This window comes from Ruminococcus sp. XPD3002, assembly GCA_900119535.1.
Taxonomy (GTDB): Bacteria; Bacillota; Clostridia; order Oscillospirales; family Ruminococcaceae; genus Ruminococcus; species Ruminococcus flavefaciens_H.
Genome location: FPJT01000016.1, coordinates 41,110 through 65,706, shown reverse-complemented (window position 1 = coordinate 65,706; position 24,597 = coordinate 41,110). Strand labels below are relative to the sequence as shown.

The window sequence follows — 24,597 nt, the reverse complement described above, 5'->3', positions numbered from 1 at the left end:
TTATCGTAACCGTTCTGCTTAAGGAAATAGCTGAGATACTTTCTGTATCCTCCCTCGTCAGCCATTCCGAAAGTTATCGAATCGCCAAGCGGCATTACTCTTATCTCGTCAGCAGCGTCTGCCCCCACAGACGGAACTGAAGGCAAGAATGATCCCAGAGTTACCGCAGTTAAAATTGAAACTGCGATCTTTTTGAGTGTTTTTTGCATTTTTTGACCCTCCTGAAATTATTTTTCGGATAGTCTGACTATCCGTATTATTTTTATTATATCATCTGTTAATTATAAAAAACAATAGACTATTAAAAAAATAGCATTTTTTGATGAATTCATGGAATATCGCAATTTTTGAACTAATGATATCAGTTATTGAGTATACATAAGTTATAGTCAAACCTTATAAACCATGATAATTGTTTCGTATTGGACAAATGCATATAGGTATGGTATGATTAGGGCATAGAAAAAATACAGGAGTGATCTGATTGAACAATTACAGAAATATCACCAACTCGGAGCGAATGCGATGTTGCATGAGCTGACACAGGAAAAGAATTATAATTAAGAAAACATGAAAGGTGATCTATTATGAATAAGAAAATAAGATTTATTTCAATTATATCAGCTTTATCGCTGTTAACAGGATGCGGAGCTTTCAACAGCGCTCCCGCAGCTTCAGAGAGTTCCTCATCGTCAGTGGTTTCCGCAGATGTTTCATCTGAGGAAGAAACTAAGGACTGCTGCGAGGACAAGGATAAGGACTGCTGCGAAAGTGAGCCTGCGGACTGCTGCGGCGATGATGCTTCACATGTACTCGGTTCACCAGAAAAGACCGACATCAACATAGGCTACCTCAACTCGACTGCACACCTTCTCGCATTTGTTGCTTCTGAGGAAGGCTACTTCAAGGAAGAGGGACTCAACGTTACTCTAACACAGTTCTCCAGTGCGGCTGAACTTGTGAACGGTCTTGAATCAGATAAGCTTGATGTAGCGTTTATCGGTTCAGTACCTACACTTACCTTCCAGAGTCAGGGACACGATGTTTCCATATTCGGCGGTGCAATGACCAACGGACACGGATATGTAATCAAGCCCGAATTTGCTGACGAGGATGAGCTTGGAGTAGAGATACTCAAAGGCAGGAACGTTGCTTCGGTTAAGAACAGCGTACAGGATGCCGAGCTTCAGATACTTCTCAAGAACGCGGACATAGAGATAGGCGAAGGCGATGACAAGGTAAATATAGTATACTTCGACAGCCAGAAGGACGCTTACGCAGCTTTACTGAATGATACTATAGATGCGGCTTCCGTTTATTCACCATACGCATCCCTTGCAAAGTCACAGGGTTACAAGGTAGTTTACTACTGCGCTCACGAGGAGGCACTTCAGAATCAGCCATGCTGCCGTCAGGTCGCAAAGACATCAGCATTAAGCGAAAATCCGAATACCTATACAGCTCTTGAACGTGCATTTATCAAGGCTTACCACTTCACACAGACAGACCACGAAAAGACTGTAAAGGATGTTAAGGAATACATCGATATCGAGGAAGATTTCATCGATACAGAGGTTTACGGCGGATACAGCGTATCAAGTCCCGATCCCGACAAGAAGGGTACTCTCACACTTAAGGATACTATCATTGAGCTTGGATACACAAATGATTATGATATAGAACCATACTACAATACAGAGATATACAAGAATGCACTTGACAGTATCCTTGCAGAAGGAACAGATGACATATACGATTCATTAAAGGAGCATTTTGATGACTACGAATAAGATCGAAATAAAGGACCTTACGGTCAATTATACCGAGAACAGAAAAAGCTTCAACGCACTTCATGACGTGTCTTTCGGCGTGGGAAACGGCGAGTTTGTAAGCGTCATAGGTGCAAGCGGATGCGGAAAGTCCACTCTGCTCAGCGTACTTGAAGGACTTTATGCACCTGCAGGCGGCTCGGTAAAAATAGACGGTAAGGAGCTTCACGGAACAGGCACAGAAAGAGGAGTAGTGTTTCAGCACTACTCTCTGTTCCCGTGGATGACTACAAGAAAGAACATAGAGTTCGGCATAAAGCAGGCTCGCCGTGACGTTAAGCGCAGCGAGCGTACAAAAATAGCGGATGAATTCCTGCACAAGGTAGGTCTTGACGGCTTCGGAGGTAAATACCCTTCACAGCTTTCGGGAGGTATGCAGCAGCGCGCAGCTATTGCAAGAGCGCTTGCAATGGATACCGAGATACTGCTCATGGATGAGCCTTTCAGCGCTATAGATGCAAAAAACCGTGTTGTCTTGCAGGATCTTCTCCTTAAGCTCTGGGAGGGTGACGGTTCGGAGGAACGCAAAACAGTTGTATTTGTAACTCATGATATCGATGAGGCTATACTTCTTTCGGATAAGATAGTTGTACTCACCGCTCATCCGGGTACGGTGAATGAAGTTGTGAACGTGCCTTTTGAGCGTCCGCGCCGCCGTGAGGATCTGGTTAAGACGGACGAATACGGCAAGTTCCGCAACAGACTTCTTTCACTTCTCTATAATGACATTGCCGAGCGCATCGGCGGAGATGAGGTGGTATTATGACAGCGAAAAAACGCTATCTTCGTGTCACTCATCTGCTGTTTATCATACTGCTTCTGATACAGCTTCTTCCAGACAGGTCCACAAAGGAAGTGTTCACAGGTTCACTTGTGACTTTTGCAGTCGGACTGGAAGTAATCGTGCTTGCGGCATCATCCTTTATAAAAAAGGAGCAGAGCCTTTCACTTCTTCTCGATATATCGGGATTTATATACGTACTGCTGAGTATATGGTCACTTGCTACCGCAAAATATAACATACTCAACGACCTGCTTTTTCCTGCACCGGGACATGTGATACATCAGTTCGTGGATGACAGGGAGAAGATATGGATAAACGTCATAAGCTCGTTAGGTACTACCCTTAAAGGCTTCCTTATCGCCGTAGCTGCGGCAGTTCCGCTGGGACTGTTCATTGGCTGGAGCGCAAGGATAGGCGGTGCAGCGACATATATAACCAAGTTTTTCAGTTCCATACCGCCGATAGTATACATCCCCTACGGTATAGCACTTCTTCCTACATTCAAGTCGGTATCGGTATTTGTAATATTCCTTGCAACCTTCTGGCCTGTATTTGCTGGAACCATGAGCGGAGTTCTCGGAGTTGACAAGAAGATAATCGATTCAGCGAAAGTGCTGAATGTAAGCAAACCTGAGATGCTTTTCAGAGTTATACTTCCTGCATCTCTCCAGCAGATATTTCTGGGATGCAATCAGGGACTCAGTGTCTCGTTCATACTTCTTACGTCAGCCGAGATGATAGGTGCCCGTGACGGAATGGGTTACTACGTCAAGTATTACTCCGACTTCGGAGACTACACAAGGACTATCACAGGACTTCTCGTTATCGGCTTTGTAGTTATTGCAGTAACATTCCTGTTCAACAAGCTCCAGAACCGACTGTTAAGGTGGAAACGATGAGCACGGAGCCCGTGCAGCCTGACCACGCTGCCGCTCGTAAACTCACTTGCTATCATCAAAAACGATAAGTGTACATCGTTACAGCGCTTATAATACGGTGAAAAATGAATATAAAATGATAATGCCGAAGAGCGATGAGATTTCGTTCTTTGGCTTTTTGATTTTGTCTTGACCGAAAGGTAGTATATTTGTAGCGGCGGATATTATCTGCCGGCAAATAACGCACTAATGGAGAATTAGCTGTTGTAGGGAACGCCGCCCTCGGCGTTCCGCATATTTAATTATTGCATGACGGGACGATGTAGGCATCGCCTCCTACAAACAGCAAATTCTGTTTGCAGTGTGACCTGCGGGCGCTCGGAAAGCGTCCCTACATGATTATTTATGACCTGCGGAACGGCGGAGGCGCCGTTCCCTACAAATTATATTTCCATTCGCTGCTATCAAACTCTACAAAGTCTACAGGAATAATAGGATAAATATGTTGTTAGTGCCGAATATAGCTTTTTCCTATTGACAATGCAAGTGCATCGTGATATAATACATATAGTTCCGATAGGAATACAGTTATTAAATGCCTATAGGGATACAGTAGATTAATTAAGGAGAGCTGAACGTGAAAAAGATCACAATGTGTTGTTGTATGTGTAATAATGTCTATAATAGTATTCGGCGTAATTATGCTCAGCGATGTTGTGCCTTGTCATGAATATCGGCATGTATGATCTTTTGCGCAGAATGCTTTTTGTGTTCTGCGCATTTTTATTTTCCGGAGGTTTTTATGGTAGATGAAAGAGAAAGCGTCACTGCGAAGATATGTGCATTCGTCAGGGCGTGGCATTCCAATACATCAAGACAGAAAATATACGACGATTACCTTGCCTATGATATTCTCGGCAGGGATGAGTACCTCAGCATTTACGAACTTATAAGCGGCGGTTTCGACGGCAGTCAGAACTTCTCACGTGAAGATACCGAGCAGATAATAAGCGAATATTTCGCACCGATACCGCTTTCACGCATACATTTTTCCGAGAAAAGGCTTGCGGACTTCGCTGAGGAAAACGGCAGCATACAGTACGTTATCTGCGGAGCAGGTTCGGATACATTCTCGTTCCGCAACGATAACGAGAATATCGAGATATTTGAGATAGACCACCCCGATACTCAGCGCTATAAGCTTGAAAAGATAAAGTCCCTTGAATGGAACATAAGAAAGAACGTTCACTATGTATCAGTCGATTTCGAGAGAGAGCGAATGTGCGACAAGCTTATGGAGGCTGGATTCGATCCGAACAAAAAGACGTTTTTCAGTATACTCGGAGTTTCCTACTATCTCACCCTTGAAGTTTTCTCGGACACTCTTGCACAGATAGCGGACCTTTCCTCACTTGGAAGCGTTGTGGTGTTCGATTATCCTATAAAGACGGGAGATTTCCCGCGCAGGGTATACAGACTCGAAGAAATAACACGCTCCCTGGGAGAGGTGATGCGCGGAGGATTCGACTACAACGAGATATCCCGTGCGCTTTACTCACAGGGATTCCAGATTGACACTTATATGCCGCCCGAAAAAGTCCAGACAGAGTATTTCAGCGGAAGAAAAGACGGACTCAGGGCATTTGAAAACGTAAGCCTGATATCGGCAACATATACCGCAGGCTATGACTATGAATAAGGAGAATTATTATGAGCAAATTTGAAAATAAAGAAACAGCACTTATACACGGAGGCATTTCCATTGACGAGCGCACAGGCGCAGTAAATATCCCGATATACCAGACATCTACCTACAAGCAGGACGGACTCGGAAAGATGCGCGGATATGAGTATTCACGTACAGGCAACCCTACCCGTGAAGCTCTTGAATCACTTATCGCCGAGCTTGAAGGCGGCGTTGCAGGTTTTGCATTCGGTTCGGGAATGGCAGCTCTTACAGCCGTACTGAGTCTGCTCCACAGCGGCGACCGTGTACTCATATCAAGCAACGTTTACGGCGGTACATTCAGACTGCTGAATAAGGTGTTCGACCATTTCAGCATAACCTATACCATTGCGGACACTACTGACCTTGAAGTTTACGAGAGCCAGATAACTGAGGACGTAAAGGCGGTTATCATAGAGAGTCCCGCAAATCCTCTTATGACGGTAACTGATATACAGGCAGTCGCAGATGTTTCACACAGACACGGACTTCTTGTGATAGTGGATAATACATTCATGACACCCTACCTTCAGAATCCTCTGAAGCTTGGAGCTGATATAGTTGTACACAGTGCAACGAAGTACCTCGGCGGACACAGTGACGTTGTATCGGGACTTGCAGTTGTAAATTCAGCAGAGCTTGCAGAGCAGATCGCATTTATACAGAATTCTACAGGCGGAGTCCTCGGACCTTTCGATTCCTTCCTTCTTATTCGCGGCATAAAGACGCTTGCTGTACGTATGGACAGACACGTTGAGAACGCCGAAAAAGCTGCGGCTTTCCTCAGCAGTCACAGTGCAGTGAAGAACGTTTACTATCCTGGACTTGAAAGCAGTCAGGGATATGATATCAACCGCAGACAGGCTAAAAACGGCGGTGCAATGATATCCTTCGAGCTTAAAGAGAATTACGATATCAACAAGTTCTTCGAGAGCCTTGAACTGATCACACTTGCCGAAAGTCTCGGCGGAGTGGAGTCCCTTGTATGCCACCCTGCAAGCATGACACATGCATCGATACCTGCGGATATACGCAAGAAGGTAGGCATCACCGACGGTCTTATCCGACTTTCGATCGGAATTGAGAAGATAGATGATATTCTTGCTGACCTTGAAAATGCTATATCGGCAGCAGAGATAAAGTGAGGTGGAGCAGTATGAACTACTTTGATTCAATGCAGTCCCTTATCGGCAACACTCCCCTGGTAAGACTCGGGAACATCGTGCAGGAGGAAGGCGTGAACGTATTTGCGAAGCTCGAACTGTATAATCCCTCGGGAAGCGTAAAGGACCGCACGGGACTTTACATGATAAATGACGCAGAAAAACGCGGCGTGCTGAAAAAAGGCGGTACTATAGTTGAAGCTACCGCAGGAAATACAGGACTCGGCATAGCTTTCGCCGCACTGAACAGAGGATACCGTATCATTTTTGTAGTGCCGACGAAGTTCTCGGCAGAGAAGCAGACACTTCTCCGTGCTCTTGGTGCAGAGGTAGTGAACACTCCCCGTGAAAAGGGAATGTTAGGGGCAGTTGCAAAGGCAGAGGAAATAAAGGCGCAGATACCCGGTTCGGTATCACTGGAGCAGTTCAAGAACCAGAGTAACCCTCTTGCACATTACGAAACTACGGGACGTGAGATCTTCGAGGCGCTGGACGGTCATATCGATTACGTAGTTGCAGGCGCAGGAAGCGGCGGTACGTATACAGGAATACTGAGATATATCAAGGAGAGAAATCCGCAGACAAAGGGAGTTCTTGCAGATCCTTTAGGTTCAACTATGGGCGGCGGAGAACATGCCGACTATAATATAGAGGGCATCGGCAACGACTTCATTGCAGATACTATGGATATGTCCCTTGTGGATGAGGTTATAAAGATAAACGATGAGGAAGCTTTTCAGGCAGTACGTGACCTTGCAAAGCACGAGGGCGTCATCGCAGGTTCTTCATCGGGAGCGGCAATGGCGGCAGTTAATAAGCTGATCGCAGGCGGTGCAAAGGGGAACATAGTTACAGTATTCCCTGACCGTGGAGACCGTTATTTCAGTACAGGATTATTCGGGTGAACGCTATAGGTTTCTCTTATAACTGAAAATAAGGCTTTGGTATTGGACATGTGCTGAAAACAGGCGTATAATTATTGTGTACTCGATAACCGACATTTGGCGGTTAACAGCCCCGAACAAAGTTTGGAGAGCGCAAATTCTTTATAAAATATGGAATGTGTGCGTCACATTCTTTTATGTATATCAACCGACAGGAGGATGGATATGAAAGAGATAATATGGCTCGGACGAGGCGGACAGGGTGCTTTTACGGCAGCAAAGCTTCTTGGCGCGGCATATACTGCCGAGGGCGGCGGAAAATATGCACTTGCATTTCCCTCGTTCGGTCCCGAAAGAAGAGGAGCGCCTGTCAGAGCGTTCACAAAGCTTGATACTAAGCCTGTTGTGGACAGAAGTCAGACCGAAAAGGCGGACTATATAGTTATACTTGATGATACGCTGTACAGTCCGCAGCTAAGGGGACTTCTGAAAAGCGGCGGAAGTATATTAGTCAATTCAAAGGCTGATATTGAAGGCGCGGTAGTATTCGATGCTGAGAAGATCGCATCGGAGTTCAGACTTCCTACCGCAAATACCATAATGCTCGGACTTCTTGCAGGAATATCTGGCATCATCACAACAGAGGATGCAGAAGATGCAGTCAGGGGATACATGCCCGAGAAAATACAGGAGCGCAATATAAACGCAATTCTGAAAGCGGCAGGGGAGGCGATCCGATGAGACCTTACTTAAGAGAGAAAAAGAGCTTTTCCTTTGATGAAGTTCCCGAGAATACCTCCTTTGAGGCAGGATATCTCGTTACGGCAAACAGCGGATGGCGCAGCATCAGACCTGTTGTCAGCAGTGAAAAATGTGTAGGCTGCGAGCAGTGCTACCTTTACTGTCCCGACGGAGTCATCTCCATAAAAGAGGGAAAAGCGCTCATAGATTACGACTTCTGCAAGGGATGCGGCATATGCGCCAAGATATGCAGGATAGGTGCGATAGAAATGGAGGCGGAACGCAAATGAAGAAGTTTTTATCAGGCAACGAAGCCTTCGCAGAGGGAATACGTCTTGCACGTCCGCAGGTGATATCGGCATATCCTATAACTCCGCAGACCATAGTGGTGGAACGTCTTTCGGAAATGGTTGAGGACGGAAGCCTTAAAGCTGAATATGTACACGTTGAGTCGGAGCACTCCGCAATGTCATGTGCTATAGGCGCAAGTGCCGCAGGTGCAAGAGCGTTTACAGCAACCTCCTCGCAGGGACTTCTCTACATGGCAGAATGTCTTTACTACGCCGCAGGCGGACGTTTCCCCATTGTCATGATGAATGCGGACCGTTCAACAGCACTTCCGTGGAATATATACGGCGATCAGCGTGACAGTCTTTCACAGCTTGACAGCGGCTGGATACAGGCTTATGCGGAGAACGCTCAGGAAGCTCTGGACCTTGCCCTTATGAGCTACAGGATAGCTGAGGACAAGAGAGTTTCAACTCCGTATATGGCAAATCTGGACGGCTTTATACTGACGCATACCTACGAAACAGTGGATATCCCTGACAGTGAACAGGCTGACAGGTTCCTTCCGCCTTACGAGACGGATAACCGCATAGACTTCGAGAATCCGAAGAATATGGCGTTCTCGGCAGGCCCCGATACCAATTCCATATTCAAATACAAGGAGCACAAGGGAATACTTGCGGCTAAGGAAGTTATATCCGAGACCGAAAAGGACTTCGCTGAGATATTCGGCAGGGAGTATACAGGTCTTATTGAGAATTACCGCACAGATGATGCGGAGTATGTTATAGTCACACTGGGAAGCATTGCAGGTCTTTGCCGTGAAACTGCGGACAGACTCCGTGAAAGCGGCGTTAAGGCAGGCGTTGTGCGTATACGCTACATGAGACCTTTCCCGAATGAGGAGATAGCAGAGGTGCTCAGCAACGTAAAGTCGTATGCAGTGCTTGAAAAGGATATAAGCTTCGGAAACGAAGGTGCAGTTTTCACAAACGTCAATTCCGCACTGAAAAAGGCAGGAGTCAGCGTAAAGGGATACAACTACATAGGCGGACTCGGCGGACAGAATATTTCAGCATCCGATATCGAAAAAATATACAGCGATATTGTCAATGGTACTGATGATGTGAACTTTATAGGCATAGGAGATGAGGAAAATGGCAAATAAAACAGCGGACAGCATCTCACGCGAGGAGTATTTCTACGGACATAAAGCCTGTGCAGGCTGCGGAGGAAGTCTTGCGGTAAGAGCTGCACTTAAGGTACTTGGCGAAAGGGCAGTATCAGTCCTTCCGGCAGGATGTATGTCGGCAGTAGGATTCAATTTTCCTCAGCTGTGCTTTTCAAATAACTCGATAATCTCAACATTCGCAGGAACTGCATCAATGCTTACGGGCGTGGAAGCAGGACTTCGTGCAAGGGGTTACAAGGACTTCACCGCAGTCGGATTCGCAGGTGACGGCGGTACTGCTGATATCGGTATACAGGCACTTTCGGGAGCTATAGACCGTAATGACAATATCATCTATATCTGCTACGACAATGAAGCCTACATGAATACAGGCATCCAGAAAAGCGGACTTACTCCCTTCGGAGCAAAGACCACTACAACTCCCGCAGGAAAAAATATACACGGAAACATCCGTCCTAAGAAGAATATGTTCGAAATAGCAGCTGCACATGATATCCCTTATGCGGCAACTGCGAGCATAGGCTACATCAGCGACTTTATTGAGAAGGTCCGCAAGGCTTCACAGATAGAGGGTACAAAGTACATCCACGTTATCGCACCATGTCCCACAGGCTGGGGAGTTGCTCCCGACGAGACAGTAGCCATAGCGAAAGAGGTAGTGGACAGCGGACTCTGGTACCTTGCAGAGTATGAAAACGGCAGATTCAGACTGAACCACAAGCCGAAGCAGTTCACAAGCGTTGAGGAATATCTCAGAAAACAGGGACGTTTCAGACATCTTACAGATGAAGATATAAGCATCATCACAGCCTCCCGTGACAAGAAATGGGAGTATATAAACAGAAATTTCGAGTTATAAGAACAGCTTATAACTCATCATAATCCTTTGGTATTGGACAAATACAGGAAAAGGCTGTATAATATAAACATACCAAACAGATATACTAAATATGAATACGGAGGATATTACAATGAGCAGAGATATAAACAGCAAATTCTGGGACGAGGAGCTTGAAACTCTTCCCCGTGAGGAACTTGAAAAGAAACAGCTTGAAGACCTTAAGGAGATCGTAAGCTTCGCTTACAACAACGCTCCTTACTATAAGCGTTCGTTCGATGAGGCAGGCGTTAAGCCCGAGGATATCAAGACTCTCAAGGACATCGAAAAGTTCCCTTTCATCAACAAGAAAACACAGCGTGATACTCAGGGCGTAGGTTCATTCCTCGGCGAGCTCGCAGCAGTTCCCGAAGAGGACGTTGTATTCGTTTCCACATCATCAGGTTCAACAGGTGTACCGACAATGAGTCCATTCACCAAGAAGGACTTCGATGAATTCCAGGAGACAGAGAGCCGCTGGTTCTGGCAGGTAGGAATGAGACCGAATGACCGCTATGTACACGCTCTCAACTTCTCACTTTACGTAGGCGGACCTGATGTTATCGGCGCACAGAATCTCGGCGCACTCTGCATCTGGGGCGGAACTCTCCCGAGCGAGAGACTCCTCTTCATCCTTAAGACATATCAGCCTACAGTTATCTGGACTTCACCTTCATACGCTTGGCAGCTTGGTGAAAAGGCTCTTAAGGCAGGCTATGATCCGAAGAAGGACTTCAGCATCAAGAAGATCATCGTTGCAGGTGAGCTTGGCGGTTCTATCGACGCTACACGTAAGGCTATTGAAGATATATGGGGCGCTGAGGTATACGATTTCTACGGTCTTTCAGATATATTCGGCGCATGCGCTGCACAGTGCGAATACCACGACGGTCTTCACATCGCAGAGAATCACATCCTCGTAGAGACAGTTGATATCCACACAGGCGAGGTTCTTGAACCCGGTCAGACAGGTGAGCTTGTGTTCACAACACTCCGCAAGCACGCACGTCCGCTTATCAGATTCAAGACAGGCGATATCGGACGTATTGATACTACAAAGTGCAAATGCGGACGTACTCACGGAAGAATAAGCATCCTCGGAAGAAAGGATGACATGTTCATCGTTTCCGCAGTTAACGTATTCCCAAGCGATATCGAAGCTGTTATTCGTGAGCAGAGCGACCTTACAGGTGAGTATCTCATCCGTATCTTCGAGCAGGACTTCACAAGCAAGTATGCTGTTGAGGTTGAAAAGTCATCAGGAGTTGCAAAGGACGATGATACAGTTGCAGCAGAGGTAAGTGCAGCACTTAAGGCTCGTATCGGAGTTAAGCCTGCAAAGGTAATTGTTCACCCCGACGGCGGACTGAATACACGTTCAGAGCACAAGTCAAAGAGAGTTATCGACGAGAGAAATATTGACTATAACATATGATAGAGTTATAATATATTGTAAAGGGCGCACGATGTGCGCCCCTGCATTTGAAATGACCATACCACGATCCGAATGGAGGACATCATGCCGGAATTATCAAAAAGAACTGCGGATTTCACTGATTCAGTCATCCGCAGAATGACAAGAATATCAAATAAATACGGAGCTGTAAATCTTTCACAGGGTTTCCCTGATTTCGAGCCGCCGAAAGCTATCCTGGACCGCCTTGCAGATGTCACTAAGGAGGACTTTCATCAGTACTCGATAACATGGGGCGCTCAGAATTTCCGTGAGGCGCTTGCCGAGAAGCAGTCTCGCCTTATGGGACGCAGTATCGATCCCAATGGTGAGATAGTTGTTACCTGTGGAAGCACAGAAGCTATGATGGCGGCAATGATGTCCGTCACTGATCCCGGGGACAAGGTGATCGTATTTTCGCCATTCTATGAGAATTACGGCGCTGATACCATACTTTCGGGTGCAGAGCCGATATACGTACCTCTTATCCCGCCGGCTTTCAGCTTTGATCCCGAGGTACTGGAGGACGCTTTCAGACAGCATCCTAAGGCGCTTGTACTCTGTAACCCTTCCAACCCATGCGGAAAGGTCTTCACCTATGATGAGCTGAAAATAATTGCTGACCTCGCAAAGAAGTACGATACATTCGTTATCACCGACGAGGTATATGAGCATATAGTATACGCTCCCAACAAGCACGTATACTTCGCATCACTTCCCGATATGTGGGAGAGAACTATCTCATGCTCGTCACTTTCAAAGACCTATTCCATTACTGGCTGGAGACTGGGTTACGTTATCGCACCGCCCGAGGTCATCGATACTGTGAAGAAGGTACACGACTTCCTTACAGTGGGCGCAGCAGCACCGCTACAGGAAGCGGCTGTTACAGGACTCCGCTTCGGCGACGATTATTATAAATGGCTTCAGGACAAATACACCGAAAAGCGTGACTTGTTCCTTGAGGGACTGGACCGCATAGGCATAAGTCATACAGTGCCACAGGGTGCATACTATATTCTTCTTGACATTTCCGAGTTCGGCTATAAGAGCGACCTTGTGTTCTGCGAGAAGCTTGCGGAGTATGTAGGAGTTGGCGCAGTACCCGGTTCCAGCTTTTTCAAGGAGCCTGAGAACAGGTACATAAGACTTCATTACGCAAAGAAGAACGAGACACTTGAAAATGCGCTTGAACGTCTTAATGATATCAGGAAGAAAATGCCGAAGGAGTGAACGGAATGAAAACGATAGCAAGCTTTACAGTGGACCATGACAAGCTTGAAAAGGGAATGTACATTTCCCGTATTGACGGCGATGCCGTTACCTATGACATACGCATGAAAAAGCCTAACGGCGGAGATTACCTCACAAACGGTGCAATGCACACCTTTGAGCATCTTTTCGCAACAGTTGCCAGAAACAGCACACTTTCGGACAGCGTTATTTACGTGGGACCTATGGGATGCAGAACGGGTTTCTATCTCATACTTCGTGACAGTGTATCATCGGAAGATGCAATAGCACTTGTACAGGAGAGTTTCCGCTTCATAGCTGATTTCAGCGGAAAGATACCGGGTTCCGAGCGCAAGGAGTGCGGAAACTACCTTGACCACGACCTTGAAGGTGCAAAAGCAGTTGCAAGGGATATGCTTAAGGTGCTGGAGAATTATACAGTTGACAGGCTTCAGTATGAAAAATAAAAATTAGCCGACGAATAACTTAAGGGGATGCCATTGTGGTATCCCCTTAAGCTTTTTAAAAAGCCTGAAATCATTAATTCGGGGATTCTAAAGGGATGCTATCCCTTTAGCGGATTCCAAAGGCAGAGCCTTTGGCGGGTTGCAGGGCAGAGCCCTGCGATACGAAGCGCTCAGCAAAGGGTGAATTTCAAAACAGTCCGGTGGACTGTTTTGAAAGAGGGAACGCCCTGCAAGAGAGGGCGTTCCCTGGTGAATCCATACTTGTTGACAAGATAAGGGGATACCTTTGCGGTATCCCCTTATTTTTATTGTGAACGTTTTTTGCGGGAGATCATAAACAGAACTGCTGCAGGTATCAGTACAGGCAGAACGGTGAAATCGTCCGAAGTGAGCGGACTGTGCTTCTTTGCCGATGTGGTCTTTGCGGCAGTTGATGATGACGAAGCTGTTGCCGATACTGTTGAAGTTGAAACAGCAGTCGTTACGGTAGAGACTGTAGTAGCTGCGGTAGTCGAAGCTGTGGTAGCTACAGGCTTGTAGCGCAGAGGTATCACGTCTTTTCTTACCTGACCGTCATTTAGTCCCGACATTTCATAGATTATGCTGTCCTTGTCCTTGCGGATGAGACTGTAGTGTCCGTCTGCGGAACCGATATTATTTGAAAGATATCCCGAATGTGCATAAGTGAAGCTGATATTCTGGGAATCGAATGTCTTTTCGTAGCTGTCCACCGTACTGAAAAGCTCAGAACCGGGAGGAAGCAGGAATTCCGCCTCACCTCGTGAGTGGTTATGTCCGAAAAGGTACATGATATCCATATCGTATTCGTCGGCGTACTTGTTTATCAGCTGAGTAAGCTCGTAAGAGCCGCTTATATTGTAGGTGTAAGTTCCTGCCCATTTAGTTACCTCGATACCGAGGGGATTGACGCTCTGAGGCTGAACTCCTACAGTGTGAAGTCCTGCATGTGCGGAGATTATGATAAGCTCGCCGTGGTAATTCTTTGCACGTTCGCTGAGGAAGCTGTCCAGGTCTTCGATAACGTGGTCGTAGCTGTAGACTTTTCCGTTTTCCGTTTCGGATTCCACAGCGGAGTAGTTTATACCGTAGACGGCGATATCAGGTGCGTAAGTGCTTCCGCTGAATATCTGTCCGCAGCTGTCAAGGAAGCTTTCGTCCGCTCCGAGACCGCAGGATATAGTCATTTCAGCCGCAGCAAGACCTGATTCGTGGTTGCCTGAAACGTATACGCTGTCTATGCCGCCGAGGTGTGAACGTATCATGGGCAGATGCTTATACATAAGCGTGTCATGATCGGCTGTGGGACCGTTTACGAAGTCGCCGCTGCATACGATAAGGGAGGGGATACAGCCGTTGTTTTTGGCCATTGTATCGGAAATAGCCTCACCTATAAGCCCGTATTCCTGATGTACATCCGAGAAGGTCAGCACAGAATCGGGGATGACACCGTTTGCAACTACGAAGAGAGCATCCTCGGACTTCTCACGGTAGTGAACCTCTTCATTATCATGAGCCTCAACGAGACAGCTGACGTTATAGGTGCCCACAGGACGTCCTCTGAGTGATTCTGCGGTAAATACGGCGCCTGTTTCGGACTGCTCCTCATCGTTTATGTACCATGTTATCTTATCGGGGATTATGTTCTCGTTCTTCATCTCAACGGTGAAAACAGGAGCTTTATAGTCCGAACCTGCTATCACATAGGACTCTGCGTAAGGCTGAACACCGATACAGCGTCCGAGAGTTTCGCCGTTTGTGTAGATGTTGATAGTCGAAGCCATTGAACTTATATTGGTGGAGCGGAAATGGGGTGCGGTATATTCGTCATAGTAGAGATAGTTCTTCACACCGTTATCGTTGAAAATAAGGTGCCCGTCGGAGTATTCCCATGTTTCGGGACGGTTATAGCTCCAGGAATATGAAAGGTCGGCAGAACCGTTATTCAGTCTCATGCACATATCGTCCAGAAACATTGCGGAGAATGGTGCGGAGGTGCTGCTGACCATGGTGCTTGTGATGTATTTCATTACAGGATAGGTCTCATCACCTTTTCCTGTAGAAAGTATCCGTTCGGTACCGTCGGGAAGTGTGACACCTACCAGAAAGTATTTGCCGTCCTCAAGCTCATCGGTTTTGTACCATACTTCGCCGTTATCGAAAGTTACAACTCCCTTATCATTGCTTACGGGAGTAATAGTTGTAGTTTCGGCAGCAGCGGCATCGGACCGGAGCGATACTGCACATGACAGCACAGCGAGCGAAACAGCAGCGGCAGACAGTTTTCTGATCATATCATCACCTCACAACATAAAGAGATTATTATGTACACATTTGTTAATGTCTGCTCAATAACTTAAAAGTGGTTATTGAGTACATATTTATTATAACATTTATTATAATTCAAGTCAATCCAAAATGATAAACTGGCAGTAAGATTTTTTTGAATAAACTGTGTTTTGTGCCTGTATAACTGAGAAAAGCAGCATTTTACCGTTGAAAACCGACGGTCAGTTTTTGCCGAAAACCCGATTTGACTGACCTTAAACCGAGAATTTGTTGATTATGTTACTTCGCTGTGTTAGAATAAACCTGCAAACGAAATACAGGTGATGTGAGATCACGGATCTCATGGCAGAGCGAAAGCTTTGCAGTCATCGGAAAACAAGGAGTTATTATGAGCAGCACAGCATTCACAAAAGACAAGATAGTTGATTACTGGAAGAAGTTCTTCCCTGAGATAGACAAGGAAGAGTTTGAAAAGATCGTTGATTTCGGCGGTAAAGTAACTTTTGATGAGCTTATCAGAAAGTACAACGATTACGACAGTACAGAGGGATTTGAACTCAGCGATCATGTTGATTTTGATTTTTGTGCTCCCTGTGTTGAAGCATACAATAATATGGACGAGAAGGGACGCTTCTACGGTTCTGTAGTGCTCCCCATAGCAAACAAGCATTTCCGTGGTTTCTTTGAGAAATGCATGGGATATGATTTCATTAAGCACGACAGCTTTTTATCGGAATCACTTACTTCATTCTTCAACAATGCAGTAAATATACTTATCAAGCCATTCCTTTACGAATTCGGATACCTCAGCAAGAACGGTTCTCTTGATTCGGCAGAGATAACAGACAAGAAGAAGTATTTCACTGAAGTATACAGCCGTGACCGCAGCAACATGGAGAAATTCTACAAGGAGTACGCTGCTGTTACTGCGCTTGCTTCGGGAAAGATAGAAGAAGAGTGCAGATACCGCATAGAGATACTTGATAACATCCTCTCACGCAAGGAGGATATAAAGAAAGTATTCGGCATCGATATGGATAACGATCCTGTCTCTTACATAAAGACCAGCAGCGGTGATACTCACCAGAAGGGCAAGACTGTCGGCGAGGTGGTTTTTGAAAGCGGCAAGCATTTTATGTACAAGCCTCACCAGCTGAAGATAGACCTCGGATTCAGGGAGCTTCTGGACTGGATGAAGTCTGAAGATCCGCAGATGCACGATCATATAACTCCCGATATCATCACAGACGAGAACTTCGGATTTGCAGGATATGTTGAGCATAACGAGTGCAAGGACGAGGCTGAGGTAGAGCGTTTCTATCAGCGCAGCGGTGAGCTTCTTGCAGTACTTCATTCCATGAACGGATCCGATATGCATTTTGAGAACATTATCTCAAACGGAGAGTATCCGATACTTATCGACCTTGAAACTCTCCTTCATCCTACACTTGATAATAAAGAGAGCAAGAAGGATACGAGTGCAAAGGCTGCTGCTGCAAAGAAATACAGTTCATCCGTACTCAATGTAGGAATGCTTCCCATGTATCTCGGCGGAGGCCTTGATATCGGCGGATTCAGTGCAGCAGAATCCCAGAAGGCAGGTCAGAAGAGCGATGTCATCGTTGACGAGGACAGCGATAACATCCACATCGAAAGAACATACAGCGTACTCGAACCGCAGAAGAACAATCCTGTTCTCGACGGAAAGAATGTAGAGGCAAGTAAGTATGTATCATCGATATGCAAGGGCTTTTCCGAGGTATACAAGTGGATCTCGGAAAACAAGGCTGCATATACAGCTAAGATCAGGGAGATATTCACAGGCCTCATCGGAAGAATAGTTATCCGTCCCACAAATACATATGCACAGCTTCTTGCGATCGCACAGGATCAGGCTTTCTCAAGAAAGGACTACGAGAGAAGTCTCATCATGCACCGTATTTTCATCGATGCTTACAAGCAGAACAAGACAGTTGCCCTTACCGAGTATGATGCGCTCATGAACGGCGATGTACCTTACTTCATCTTCAAGATAGGCGATAACAGACTCTATAACGAGGACGGCGCTATCTCGGATGAGGATATGATAACTCCTCTCCTTGAGAGCATAGAGGAAAAGATAAACGGTTTCAGCAGCAAGGCACTTGATGAACAGGTGAACTATATCAAGGGTTCATTCGTAAAGCGCAGAGATGAGGCTGAACTTACAGGACTCAACTTCATGTCACATGTTACCGATACCGATAAGTGGCTCGAAACTGCTGAGAATATAGGCGGTATGCTTATGGATAACGCTATAAAGGGCTGCAGCGGCAAGGGCAGGACAGATGCAGCATGGAACTGCGTAACTGTTGACAGCTTCGAGGAGGATAAGTGGATACCTTCCGTAATGGCAAGTGACCTCTACAGCGGTAACAGCGGAGTTGTTCTGTTCCTTTCACAGCTTGGAAAGGTAACAGGCAAGAAGGAGTATCTTGATTATGCAGAGTATGCCATGAATACCGTGGCTGAGGATTATGATGCTCTTATGGACGTGAAGAATCCTCCGATAGGTGCTTTTTCGGGACTGTCAGGAGCTGCGTACACAGCCGCACATCTCGGCAGAGCTTCGGGAAATAAGGAATGGTTCGGATACGCTGAAAAGTATCTTGCAAAGTGCGCTGATGCCGCAGCTGAGGACAAGAACTACGACTATATAGCAGGTGCGGCAGGAGTTATACCTGTAGCCCTCAGCATGAAGGATGTATATGCTGACAAGAAGCAGGAGCTCGATTCAATAATAGAGAAACTTGCCGACAGTCTTGTATCTTCTGTCGGATATGAAAACGGACTTCCTGTCTGGGAGATAGAATCAGATAAAAAGAAGCAGTGCTATACAGGCTTTGCACACGGAAATGCAGGTATCCATTCGGGACTTTACCTTGCGGGCAGATATCTCGGAACAGACAAGTATGACGAGATAGTAAAGGGTTCGGTAGAGCGTGAAAGAGCACACTACATCAAGGCAGCCGAGGGCTGGGAGCGTTCGGATACCGACCATGCAACACAGCATGCGTGGTGTCACGGCTCTGCGGGTATCCTTCTCAGCAAGCTTCTCATGGCTCGTGAAGGCTACAGCGACGAAAAGCTCGGCTTAGAGATTCGCAAGGCAATAAACAGCGTCGGCAAGTACGGCTTTGGATATGGTCCGAACTATTGCCACGGTGATTTCGGCAACCTTGCGGTACTCGACCTTGCAGCACGTCAGCTTAACGATATGAAGCTGAAGAATACAGTATTCAATTCTTTCAGCAGCCTTTACAATGACCAGCTTGAAGCAAACTGGAATACCACTAAATTCAAGGGCTGCATGAATTACGGCATAATGCTCGGACTTTCAGGCTGGGGCTATGCTATGCTTTCCCACTATACAGATTTTGAGATCCCACAGTTACTGTGGCTTGAATAATGGCTGTTGACTGCTTAGGCAGTTGATATAAATGCAGTTCTGCCGGGATATGATCCGTAAAATGATGCAATGGATCCGTTCGGTACACCTTTATTGGGTGTATGAGCATAATCAATGTACGATCTGATAAAGTTCATGGTGCATTTTACGGATAAGTCAGGGAACTGCCAATAATCTGAATGGAGGAATTAACAATGAAAAACCCAATGATCGAAAACAATATCAACACTGAGCTTTTCGAGGCTATCGATGAGCATGACGTTAACGGAGGACTCAGACTGAATCCGGGTGCACGTATTCCCAGATCGGCTGATTGCGGATGCAAAGTGTCAGTAAGAGGCGTTTGTATTAAACAGACATTTAATTGCCCAATAGATACAATCGGCCGCTGCGGCATAACACCAATTATTGACGGACCTATAAGAAAGCTTTAAACCACCGACTTTGACATAACGTTAAGACAGAAGATATTTGATCGGTCCTGAGCAGATCATTGTGATTACTTTTATCAGATCGTGCAGAAGAAAAAACGTAATAAAAAATGGAGGAACTAATAATGAAAAACCCAATGAACGAAAACAACATCAACACAGAACTTTTTGAGGCAATCGACGAGAACGAAGTTAACGGCGGACTTTCAGCTATGGGCATCAATACTGTAACTATCCAGCCTATTTCATCGGTGATGCCGCCTATTGCATCTGTAAGAAATGCATGCCTCACAGTTGTAACAAAAGACTTCAGCTGCCTTAATACATCACTTCGTATTCAGTGTACAATCAGATTAGGTCTTAAGTAATGAGAAATATAATGGAGGAACTAACTATGAAAAACCCAATGATCGAGAATAACATCAATACAGATCTCTTCGAAGCAATCGATGAGCATGCAGTTAACGGCGGAATTGATTCCTATGTTGGCAAGGGAGACTGTATTATCATTTCATTTGTGCCATCTGCCAGAGCAATATGCGGTACAGTAGTGTCATTTGACAGCAGATGTCTTCACGTATCAATTCGTACTCAATGCTCTTTATTATTAGAGCTTAAGTAATAAAAAGAAAAAATGAAAAACATAATGGAGGAACTAACTATGAAAAACCCAATGATCGAAAACAACATCAATGCAGAGCTTTTTGAGGCTATCGACGAGAACGCAGTTAACGGCGGACTTTCAATTATCGGCATCCATACTAAAACTATCCAGCCTATTTCATCGGCATTGCTGCCAATAAAGTCTGTTAAGATTCTTTGCCTTACTGTAATGCCAAGGACATCGATTAAACTTGGCTGCGCAGTAATAGCATAACTTAAGTAATAAAAAGAAACAATGAAAAACATAATGGAGGAACTAACTATGAAAAACCCAATGATCGAAAACAATATCAACGCAGAGCTTTTTGAGGCTATCGACGAGAACGCAGTTAACGGCGGACTTTCAATTATCGGCATCCATACAACTATCCAGCCTATTTCATCGGCATTGCTGCCAATAAAGTCTGTTAAGATTCTTTGCCTTACTGTAATGCCAAGGACATCGATTAAACTTGGCTGCGCAGTAATAGCATAACTTAAGTAATAAAAAGAAAAAATGAAAAACATAATGGAGGAACTAACTATGAAAAACCCAATGATCGAAAACAACATAAACACAGATCTTTTCGAGGCAATCGACGAGAACGCTGTTAACGGCGGAAGATCAATTGCAATGTTCAGCTGTCCGGCTCTTGCTTGTGCGATCAGAATATCTGTTAATATCTGCCCTGCCGTAGGTACAGCTGCAGTAGCAGTTGCAGGAGCTGTTGCTGCAGGAGTTGCAGGCGTAGTTAAGAAAAAGTAATAAAAAGAAATAATGAGAAACATAATGGAGGAACTAACTATGAAAAACCCAATGATCGAAAACAACATCAACGCAGAGCTTTTTGAGGCTATCGACGAGAACGCTGTTAACGGCGGATTAAAATTAACACTCCGTCATTCAGCTTTTTGCTTTATCACGCCTCCGATCACACCAAATATGGTAACTATTGGATGTGCTGCAACAACTATTTTGTCAACAAAAATTTGTCCTAAAATAAAGTAATACAAAAGGCGGTCTGTATTCTCTACAGACCGCCTGATCTTTTATTTGCCGATATCTGAAATTGAACCGATGAATACAGGAACGTCGTGTTTGTCGACGATCATATATACGAACGGACGGTTCAGATAGATGTAGATATATCTTGGAGGATTCGGGTTAATTCCAGCACCTGCAGCCATAATAACTGCTGTTGCAGCAGCAGCCTTTGTGCCTTCCTTAGTCAGCTTGATATTTGTTTTCTGGAGCACATTCGAGATATAAAGCGAGTTTGCTCCCTCTACAGAAAGGTCATTTATCTTGCTGAAGTCAGCAAAATTGCTGTCGAATGCATTTTTCATGCCAAGATCTTTGAGAGTATCTGCCATTGAGCAGCCGTAATCATACTCGAATTCGGGTATCATGGTATGTACGATGACGTTATCCATGTCTCCGGGAGTGCTTAGCTGTTCCGAGAGCTTTGCAGGATCGAGACCTGCAATATAGTCGTCAATGTCGATACCCTCATCGGGAAGGATTCCGACGAATTTGTAATCACCTGCATACGCTCTCTTGAAAGCGATAGCGTTATCGAGCTCGTAGTAGTTGTCCGAACTGCCGTAAAGACCGTCTATCTTTTTTTCTTGTCCGTCTTTTGTGGTGAATTTGGTTTCAGTTGAATCATCGTATTTATTCTGCCATTCTGCATCGAAGTAAAGGGTGTTGATAAGAGCCATTGCAGTAGATTCATCAATATCATTAGGGCTAAGAAGTTTAGGTATCATTCCCTTGGTATTTGTATTTACCCAGCTGTTGATGTCCTTTACAGTATCTGCATCGAATGCGGTCTTGTATATCTCAGAGCTGAAATACTTCTTGTTTGTTTCAAGGAACGAGTCATAGACCTTGAGAGACGGTGTATCCTTGAACCATATCGAATTTGCAACAAGCACCTTTTCCTTTTCGGTGTCAGGAAGCTTATTCAGGAAACCAGCCATATAATTATCAAGCTCTTCGATTGACAGATCATCTCCGAGAACTTCTTCCATCTGCTTAAGAGTATCACCGTCAGCGCCGTTTGCAGTCATAGCGAGTGCAGCGGCCGCCGAGAATGGAGAGATGAGCATATTGCTTTTTTTGTTTTCACCCTCGTTGAGCTTCTTGAACATATTAACGCCGAATCTCATCTGAGTAGCCGCGAATTTTTCATCTGTGATGGTTCCTTTTTCAGCCATGACGGAAACGGTATTATCAAGACGTGTGCTTCCTATTGCTGAAGGAGTATTGAATCCGTCCGCAGCACCAAGGAGGTAATCGCTCAGCTGCTGAAGGTCTTCCTCGTCGATTTCGTCGTTTTTATTTACATCGGCGTTCTTGAACTGGTCATCGCTGAGCTCTGAATGATCTTCAGAGGCGATTACCTGACGCATAAGGAGCAGGTCATATGAATCGATAACACCGTTATCGGTGATATCGCCGTAGTAGTGAAGTCCCTGAGAAGTTATCTTTAATATGTCTGAAATGGTGATCTCGCTTATTATCTTGCTGTATTCCAGAAGGTCTTTGGAAGAAAGATCACGGTCTTCATCCATACCGAGGACCATTGCATCAAGAGTTACGATAGCGTTGTAAGGAACATTTCTTATTATTTCATACTGTTCCATACTTTTGTCTTCTGCTGCCCAGATCTCACGTTTACGCTCCTCAAATTCATCTTCACTGATAATGCCGTTTGAAAGATCGCGTTCGGCTAATCTTAAAAGATCGCGGTAATAAGAATAGTCTGCAAAAGAAACATCGATGCCGTCCCAGTTATATACTCCGTATTCATTAGGTACAAGTATGCGGAAATCACCATTGTAGCCGTTAGTAATCAGTACATCATGGAATTTGCATCTTGCAACAGGTATTTCTTCAATGTAGTCGGCTTCTTCTTCGTACTCTTCTTCTGCATTGGCTGTGAACAGGCTTTTGTTCAGGGCAGGTGATGCACCTGAAAAGCTTGCTGCTGTAAGGGACAGGCAAAGCAGAAATGCGGCTGTTTTAAGTAAATGACTTGCTTTTTTCATTGGAAATTACTCCTTTCTGCAACTGTTTTTTGTCCGAATGAAGCGCAGCACGAAGCCTCGTTCTGCGGAGGGCTCGCATCATAAGACTCCGTCCCTTGCTTCACCAAATCGCAACAATACCCTATATATCTACTACACTCGCATTGAGGGACGTAAATATAACAGCGATATGCAAAAATAATTGCATATCATGGTAAATGCTGTGGTTTGACTTGATTAATGTATGCTCGGCAACTTAAAATCGGCTATATACAGCTTGTTTTAGCCGATTTTAAGTTGTCAAAACGCAAGAAAAATCATATAGAAGTTTTTTCTTGCACTTTGTTTTGCCAGAAAGGGCAAAATGAGCTTGACATAAAGAAATGCGACGCGCAAATTCACTGTTTTATGAAGAAATTGTGCTCCCCGAACTTTGTTCGGGGCAATAACCGCCTAATGGCGGTTATTGAGTACGCATTAATTATATCATTATTTTAGTGAAAGGTCAATAAATTTTTGTATTAATTGTATACAAAAACGCAAGGTTTTTCTTGGCAGATAAACTTATGTTTTTTTGAAAAAAGTGTTGCTTTTTGGTTGAGATTAAGTTATAATATACATATAGAATACTTTAAAGGAGGTTTTCCCATGATCCTGAATAAAGACTGTTACTGGAATATACTTGACTATACTTTCAAGCATCTTCACTTCGTAGAAGATCCGCTCAATCCTACAGACCAGATCAATCTTGATGTTGACAACGAGGAAAGATGTGTATGGCTCAAGGATATTTTTGAGAAATATACTACTCCAAGCTGTTCAAGAGAGGCTATACTCAGTGCACTCCACATACTCCTCACAAGGGATATCATCAAGATAATATACGTTGCTCCGAAAAAGGATTACCGTATCATTGATCTCACAAGCAAGGGCTATGAGGAATATCTGAAGAAATACAGAGTCATTCTCTGATATACAATGTGCAGCTTACCTGAAACTTCTGTTTTTTGGTGGGCTGTAATTTTTTTTCAAATTTTTTTGGAAAAACTGTTATAAATCGTTTGCGGCATGCGAGTGTAGTGTATAGACGGCACCGCAAGGATTTCGTTGAGCTTTACACATACAGTGTTTCCCTTGCGGCGACGTCTTAATAAGCAAGGTGTACTCAATAACTGCCTTTAGACGGTTATTGCCCATCACATTATGTACGTAACTGTTCGG

General features: G+C 45.0%; 25 protein-coding genes. 22 read left to right on the top strand and 3 right to left on the bottom strand.

The window, feature by feature from the left end; genetic code table 11:
* A partial coding sequence (locus tag BT127_RS16905) for a hypothetical protein (RefSeq protein ID WP_207647508.1) occupies nucleotides 1-209 on the bottom strand: 209 nt, incomplete at its 3' end.
* A gap of 378 nt (nucleotides 210-587) precedes the next feature.
* Here BT127_RS16905 and BT127_RS13105 point away from each other — a divergent pair.
* From BT127_RS13105 to BT127_RS13045, 13 genes are all read left to right on the top strand, one after another.
* The gene (locus BT127_RS13105) at nucleotides 588-1,790 is read left to right on the top strand and encodes an ABC transporter substrate-binding protein (RefSeq protein WP_075425434.1); all 1,203 of its coding nucleotides are present in this window, start codon (nucleotides 588-590) and stop codon (nucleotides 1,788-1,790) included.
* Nucleotides 1,777-2,595, top strand: coding sequence for an ABC transporter ATP-binding protein (locus BT127_RS13100; protein ID WP_075425433.1), 819 nt, complete (start codon nucleotides 1,777-1,779; stop codon nucleotides 2,593-2,595). The genes BT127_RS13105 and BT127_RS13100 overlap by 14 nt, the downstream gene beginning before the upstream one ends.
* Nucleotides 2,592-3,512: an ABC transporter permease gene (locus BT127_RS13095; RefSeq protein WP_075425432.1), complete on the top strand. Its 921-nt coding sequence runs from the start codon at nucleotides 2,592-2,594 to the stop codon at nucleotides 3,510-3,512. Before BT127_RS13100 ends, BT127_RS13095 begins: the two co-directional genes overlap by 4 nt.
* A gap of 781 nt (nucleotides 3,513-4,293) precedes the next feature.
* Nucleotides 4,294-5,190 carry a class I SAM-dependent methyltransferase gene (locus BT127_RS13090; protein ID WP_075425431.1) on the top strand — a complete coding sequence of 299 codons (897 nt, stop codon included), beginning with the start codon at nucleotides 4,294-4,296 and terminating at the stop codon, nucleotides 5,188-5,190.
* A gap of 11 nt (nucleotides 5,191-5,201) precedes the next feature.
* Nucleotides 5,202-6,362, top strand: coding sequence for a trans-sulfuration enzyme family protein (locus BT127_RS13085; RefSeq protein WP_075425430.1), 1,161 nt, complete (start codon nucleotides 5,202-5,204; stop codon nucleotides 6,360-6,362).
* A gap of 11 nt (nucleotides 6,363-6,373) precedes the next feature.
* Nucleotides 6,374-7,285: a PLP-dependent cysteine synthase family protein gene (locus BT127_RS13080; RefSeq protein WP_075425429.1), complete on the top strand. Its 912-nt coding sequence runs from the start codon at nucleotides 6,374-6,376 to the stop codon at nucleotides 7,283-7,285.
* 204 nt (nucleotides 7,286-7,489) lie between these two features.
* On the top strand, nucleotides 7,490-8,005 hold the full coding sequence (locus BT127_RS13075) for a 2-oxoacid:acceptor oxidoreductase family protein (protein ID WP_075425428.1): 516 nt from the start codon (nucleotides 7,490-7,492) through the stop codon (nucleotides 8,003-8,005).
* A complete protein-coding gene (locus BT127_RS13070; protein WP_075425427.1) occupies nucleotides 8,002-8,295 on the top strand; it encodes a 4Fe-4S binding protein in 294 nt (97 codons plus the stop codon). Before BT127_RS13075 ends, BT127_RS13070 begins: the two co-directional genes overlap by 4 nt.
* Nucleotides 8,292-9,461: a transketolase C-terminal domain-containing protein gene (locus BT127_RS13065; RefSeq protein WP_075425426.1), complete on the top strand. Its 1,170-nt coding sequence runs from the start codon at nucleotides 8,292-8,294 to the stop codon at nucleotides 9,459-9,461. The genes BT127_RS13070 and BT127_RS13065 overlap by 4 nt, the downstream gene beginning before the upstream one ends.
* Entirely contained in the window at nucleotides 9,451-10,344 is an 894-nt protein-coding gene (locus BT127_RS13060) for a thiamine pyrophosphate-dependent enzyme (protein ID WP_075425425.1), read from the top strand. Before BT127_RS13065 ends, BT127_RS13060 begins: the two co-directional genes overlap by 11 nt.
* A 112-nt stretch (nucleotides 10,345-10,456) precedes the next feature.
* A complete protein-coding gene (locus BT127_RS13055; protein ID WP_075425424.1) occupies nucleotides 10,457-11,797 on the top strand; it encodes a phenylacetate--CoA ligase family protein in 1,341 nt (446 codons plus the stop codon).
* A gap of 84 nt (nucleotides 11,798-11,881) precedes the next feature.
* Nucleotides 11,882-13,048, top strand: a complete 1,167-nt coding sequence (locus tag BT127_RS13050; RefSeq protein ID WP_075425423.1) for a pyridoxal phosphate-dependent aminotransferase — start codon at nucleotides 11,882-11,884, stop codon at nucleotides 13,046-13,048.
* A 5-nt stretch (nucleotides 13,049-13,053) separates the two neighbouring features.
* Nucleotides 13,054-13,515 (top strand): S-ribosylhomocysteine lyase, encoded by a 462-nt coding sequence (locus BT127_RS13045; RefSeq protein ID WP_075425422.1) that lies wholly within the window; start codon nucleotides 13,054-13,056, stop codon nucleotides 13,513-13,515.
* Between the two features lie 305 nt (nucleotides 13,516-13,820).
* Here BT127_RS13045 and BT127_RS13040 read toward each other — a convergent pair whose 3' ends face one another.
* Complete coding sequence (locus BT127_RS13040; protein WP_075425421.1) at nucleotides 13,821-15,827, bottom strand: metallophosphoesterase; 2,007 nt, start codon at nucleotides 15,825-15,827, stop codon at nucleotides 13,821-13,823.
* Between the two features lie 383 nt (nucleotides 15,828-16,210).
* Between BT127_RS13040 and BT127_RS13035 the strand changes: the two genes are divergently transcribed.
* The 8 genes from BT127_RS13035 (at nucleotide 16,211) to BT127_RS13000 (ending at nucleotide 21,352) form a co-directional block, all read left to right on the top strand.
* Complete coding sequence (locus BT127_RS13035) at nucleotides 16,211-19,270, top strand: type 2 lanthipeptide synthetase LanM family protein (RefSeq protein ID WP_075425420.1); 3,060 nt, start codon at nucleotides 16,211-16,213, stop codon at nucleotides 19,268-19,270.
* A gap of 194 nt (nucleotides 19,271-19,464) precedes the next feature.
* Nucleotides 19,465-19,704, top strand: a complete 240-nt coding sequence (locus BT127_RS13030) for a hypothetical protein (RefSeq protein WP_075425419.1) — start codon at nucleotides 19,465-19,467, stop codon at nucleotides 19,702-19,704.
* A 122-nt stretch (nucleotides 19,705-19,826) separates the two neighbouring features.
* Nucleotides 19,827-20,069 carry a hypothetical protein gene (locus BT127_RS13025; RefSeq protein WP_075425418.1) on the top strand — a complete coding sequence of 81 codons (243 nt, stop codon included), beginning with the start codon at nucleotides 19,827-19,829 and terminating at the stop codon, nucleotides 20,067-20,069.
* Between the two features lie 26 nt (nucleotides 20,070-20,095).
* Nucleotides 20,096-20,323: a hypothetical protein gene (locus tag BT127_RS13020; protein WP_075425417.1), complete on the top strand. Its 228-nt coding sequence runs from the start codon at nucleotides 20,096-20,098 to the stop codon at nucleotides 20,321-20,323.
* A gap of 39 nt (nucleotides 20,324-20,362) precedes the next feature.
* Complete coding sequence (locus BT127_RS13015; RefSeq protein WP_075425416.1) at nucleotides 20,363-20,578, top strand: hypothetical protein; 216 nt, start codon at nucleotides 20,363-20,365, stop codon at nucleotides 20,576-20,578.
* A 48-nt stretch (nucleotides 20,579-20,626) separates the two neighbouring features.
* Nucleotides 20,627-20,839, top strand: a complete 213-nt coding sequence (locus tag BT127_RS13010) for a hypothetical protein (RefSeq protein ID WP_075425415.1) — start codon at nucleotides 20,627-20,629, stop codon at nucleotides 20,837-20,839.
* 48 nt (nucleotides 20,840-20,887) lie between these two features.
* The gene (locus tag BT127_RS13005) at nucleotides 20,888-21,109 is read left to right on the top strand and encodes a hypothetical protein (protein WP_075425414.1); all 222 of its coding nucleotides are present in this window, start codon (nucleotides 20,888-20,890) and stop codon (nucleotides 21,107-21,109) included.
* Nucleotides 21,110-21,148: 39 nt separating this feature from the next.
* A complete protein-coding gene (locus tag BT127_RS13000) occupies nucleotides 21,149-21,352 on the top strand; it encodes a hypothetical protein (protein ID WP_075425413.1) in 204 nt (67 codons plus the stop codon).
* Between the two features lie 41 nt (nucleotides 21,353-21,393).
* On the opposite strand, the gene BT127_RS16340 is transcribed toward BT127_RS13000, so the two are convergent.
* Nucleotides 21,394-23,397, bottom strand: a complete 2,004-nt coding sequence (locus tag BT127_RS16340; RefSeq protein ID WP_082335048.1) for a serpin family protein — start codon at nucleotides 23,395-23,397, stop codon at nucleotides 21,394-21,396.
* Nucleotides 23,398-24,024: 627 nt separating this feature from the next.
* Between BT127_RS16340 and BT127_RS12990 the strand changes: the two genes are divergently transcribed.
* Nucleotides 24,025-24,348, top strand: coding sequence for a hypothetical protein (locus BT127_RS12990; protein ID WP_075425412.1), 324 nt, complete (start codon nucleotides 24,025-24,027; stop codon nucleotides 24,346-24,348).
* Nucleotides 24,349-24,597 lie beyond the last annotated feature (249 nt).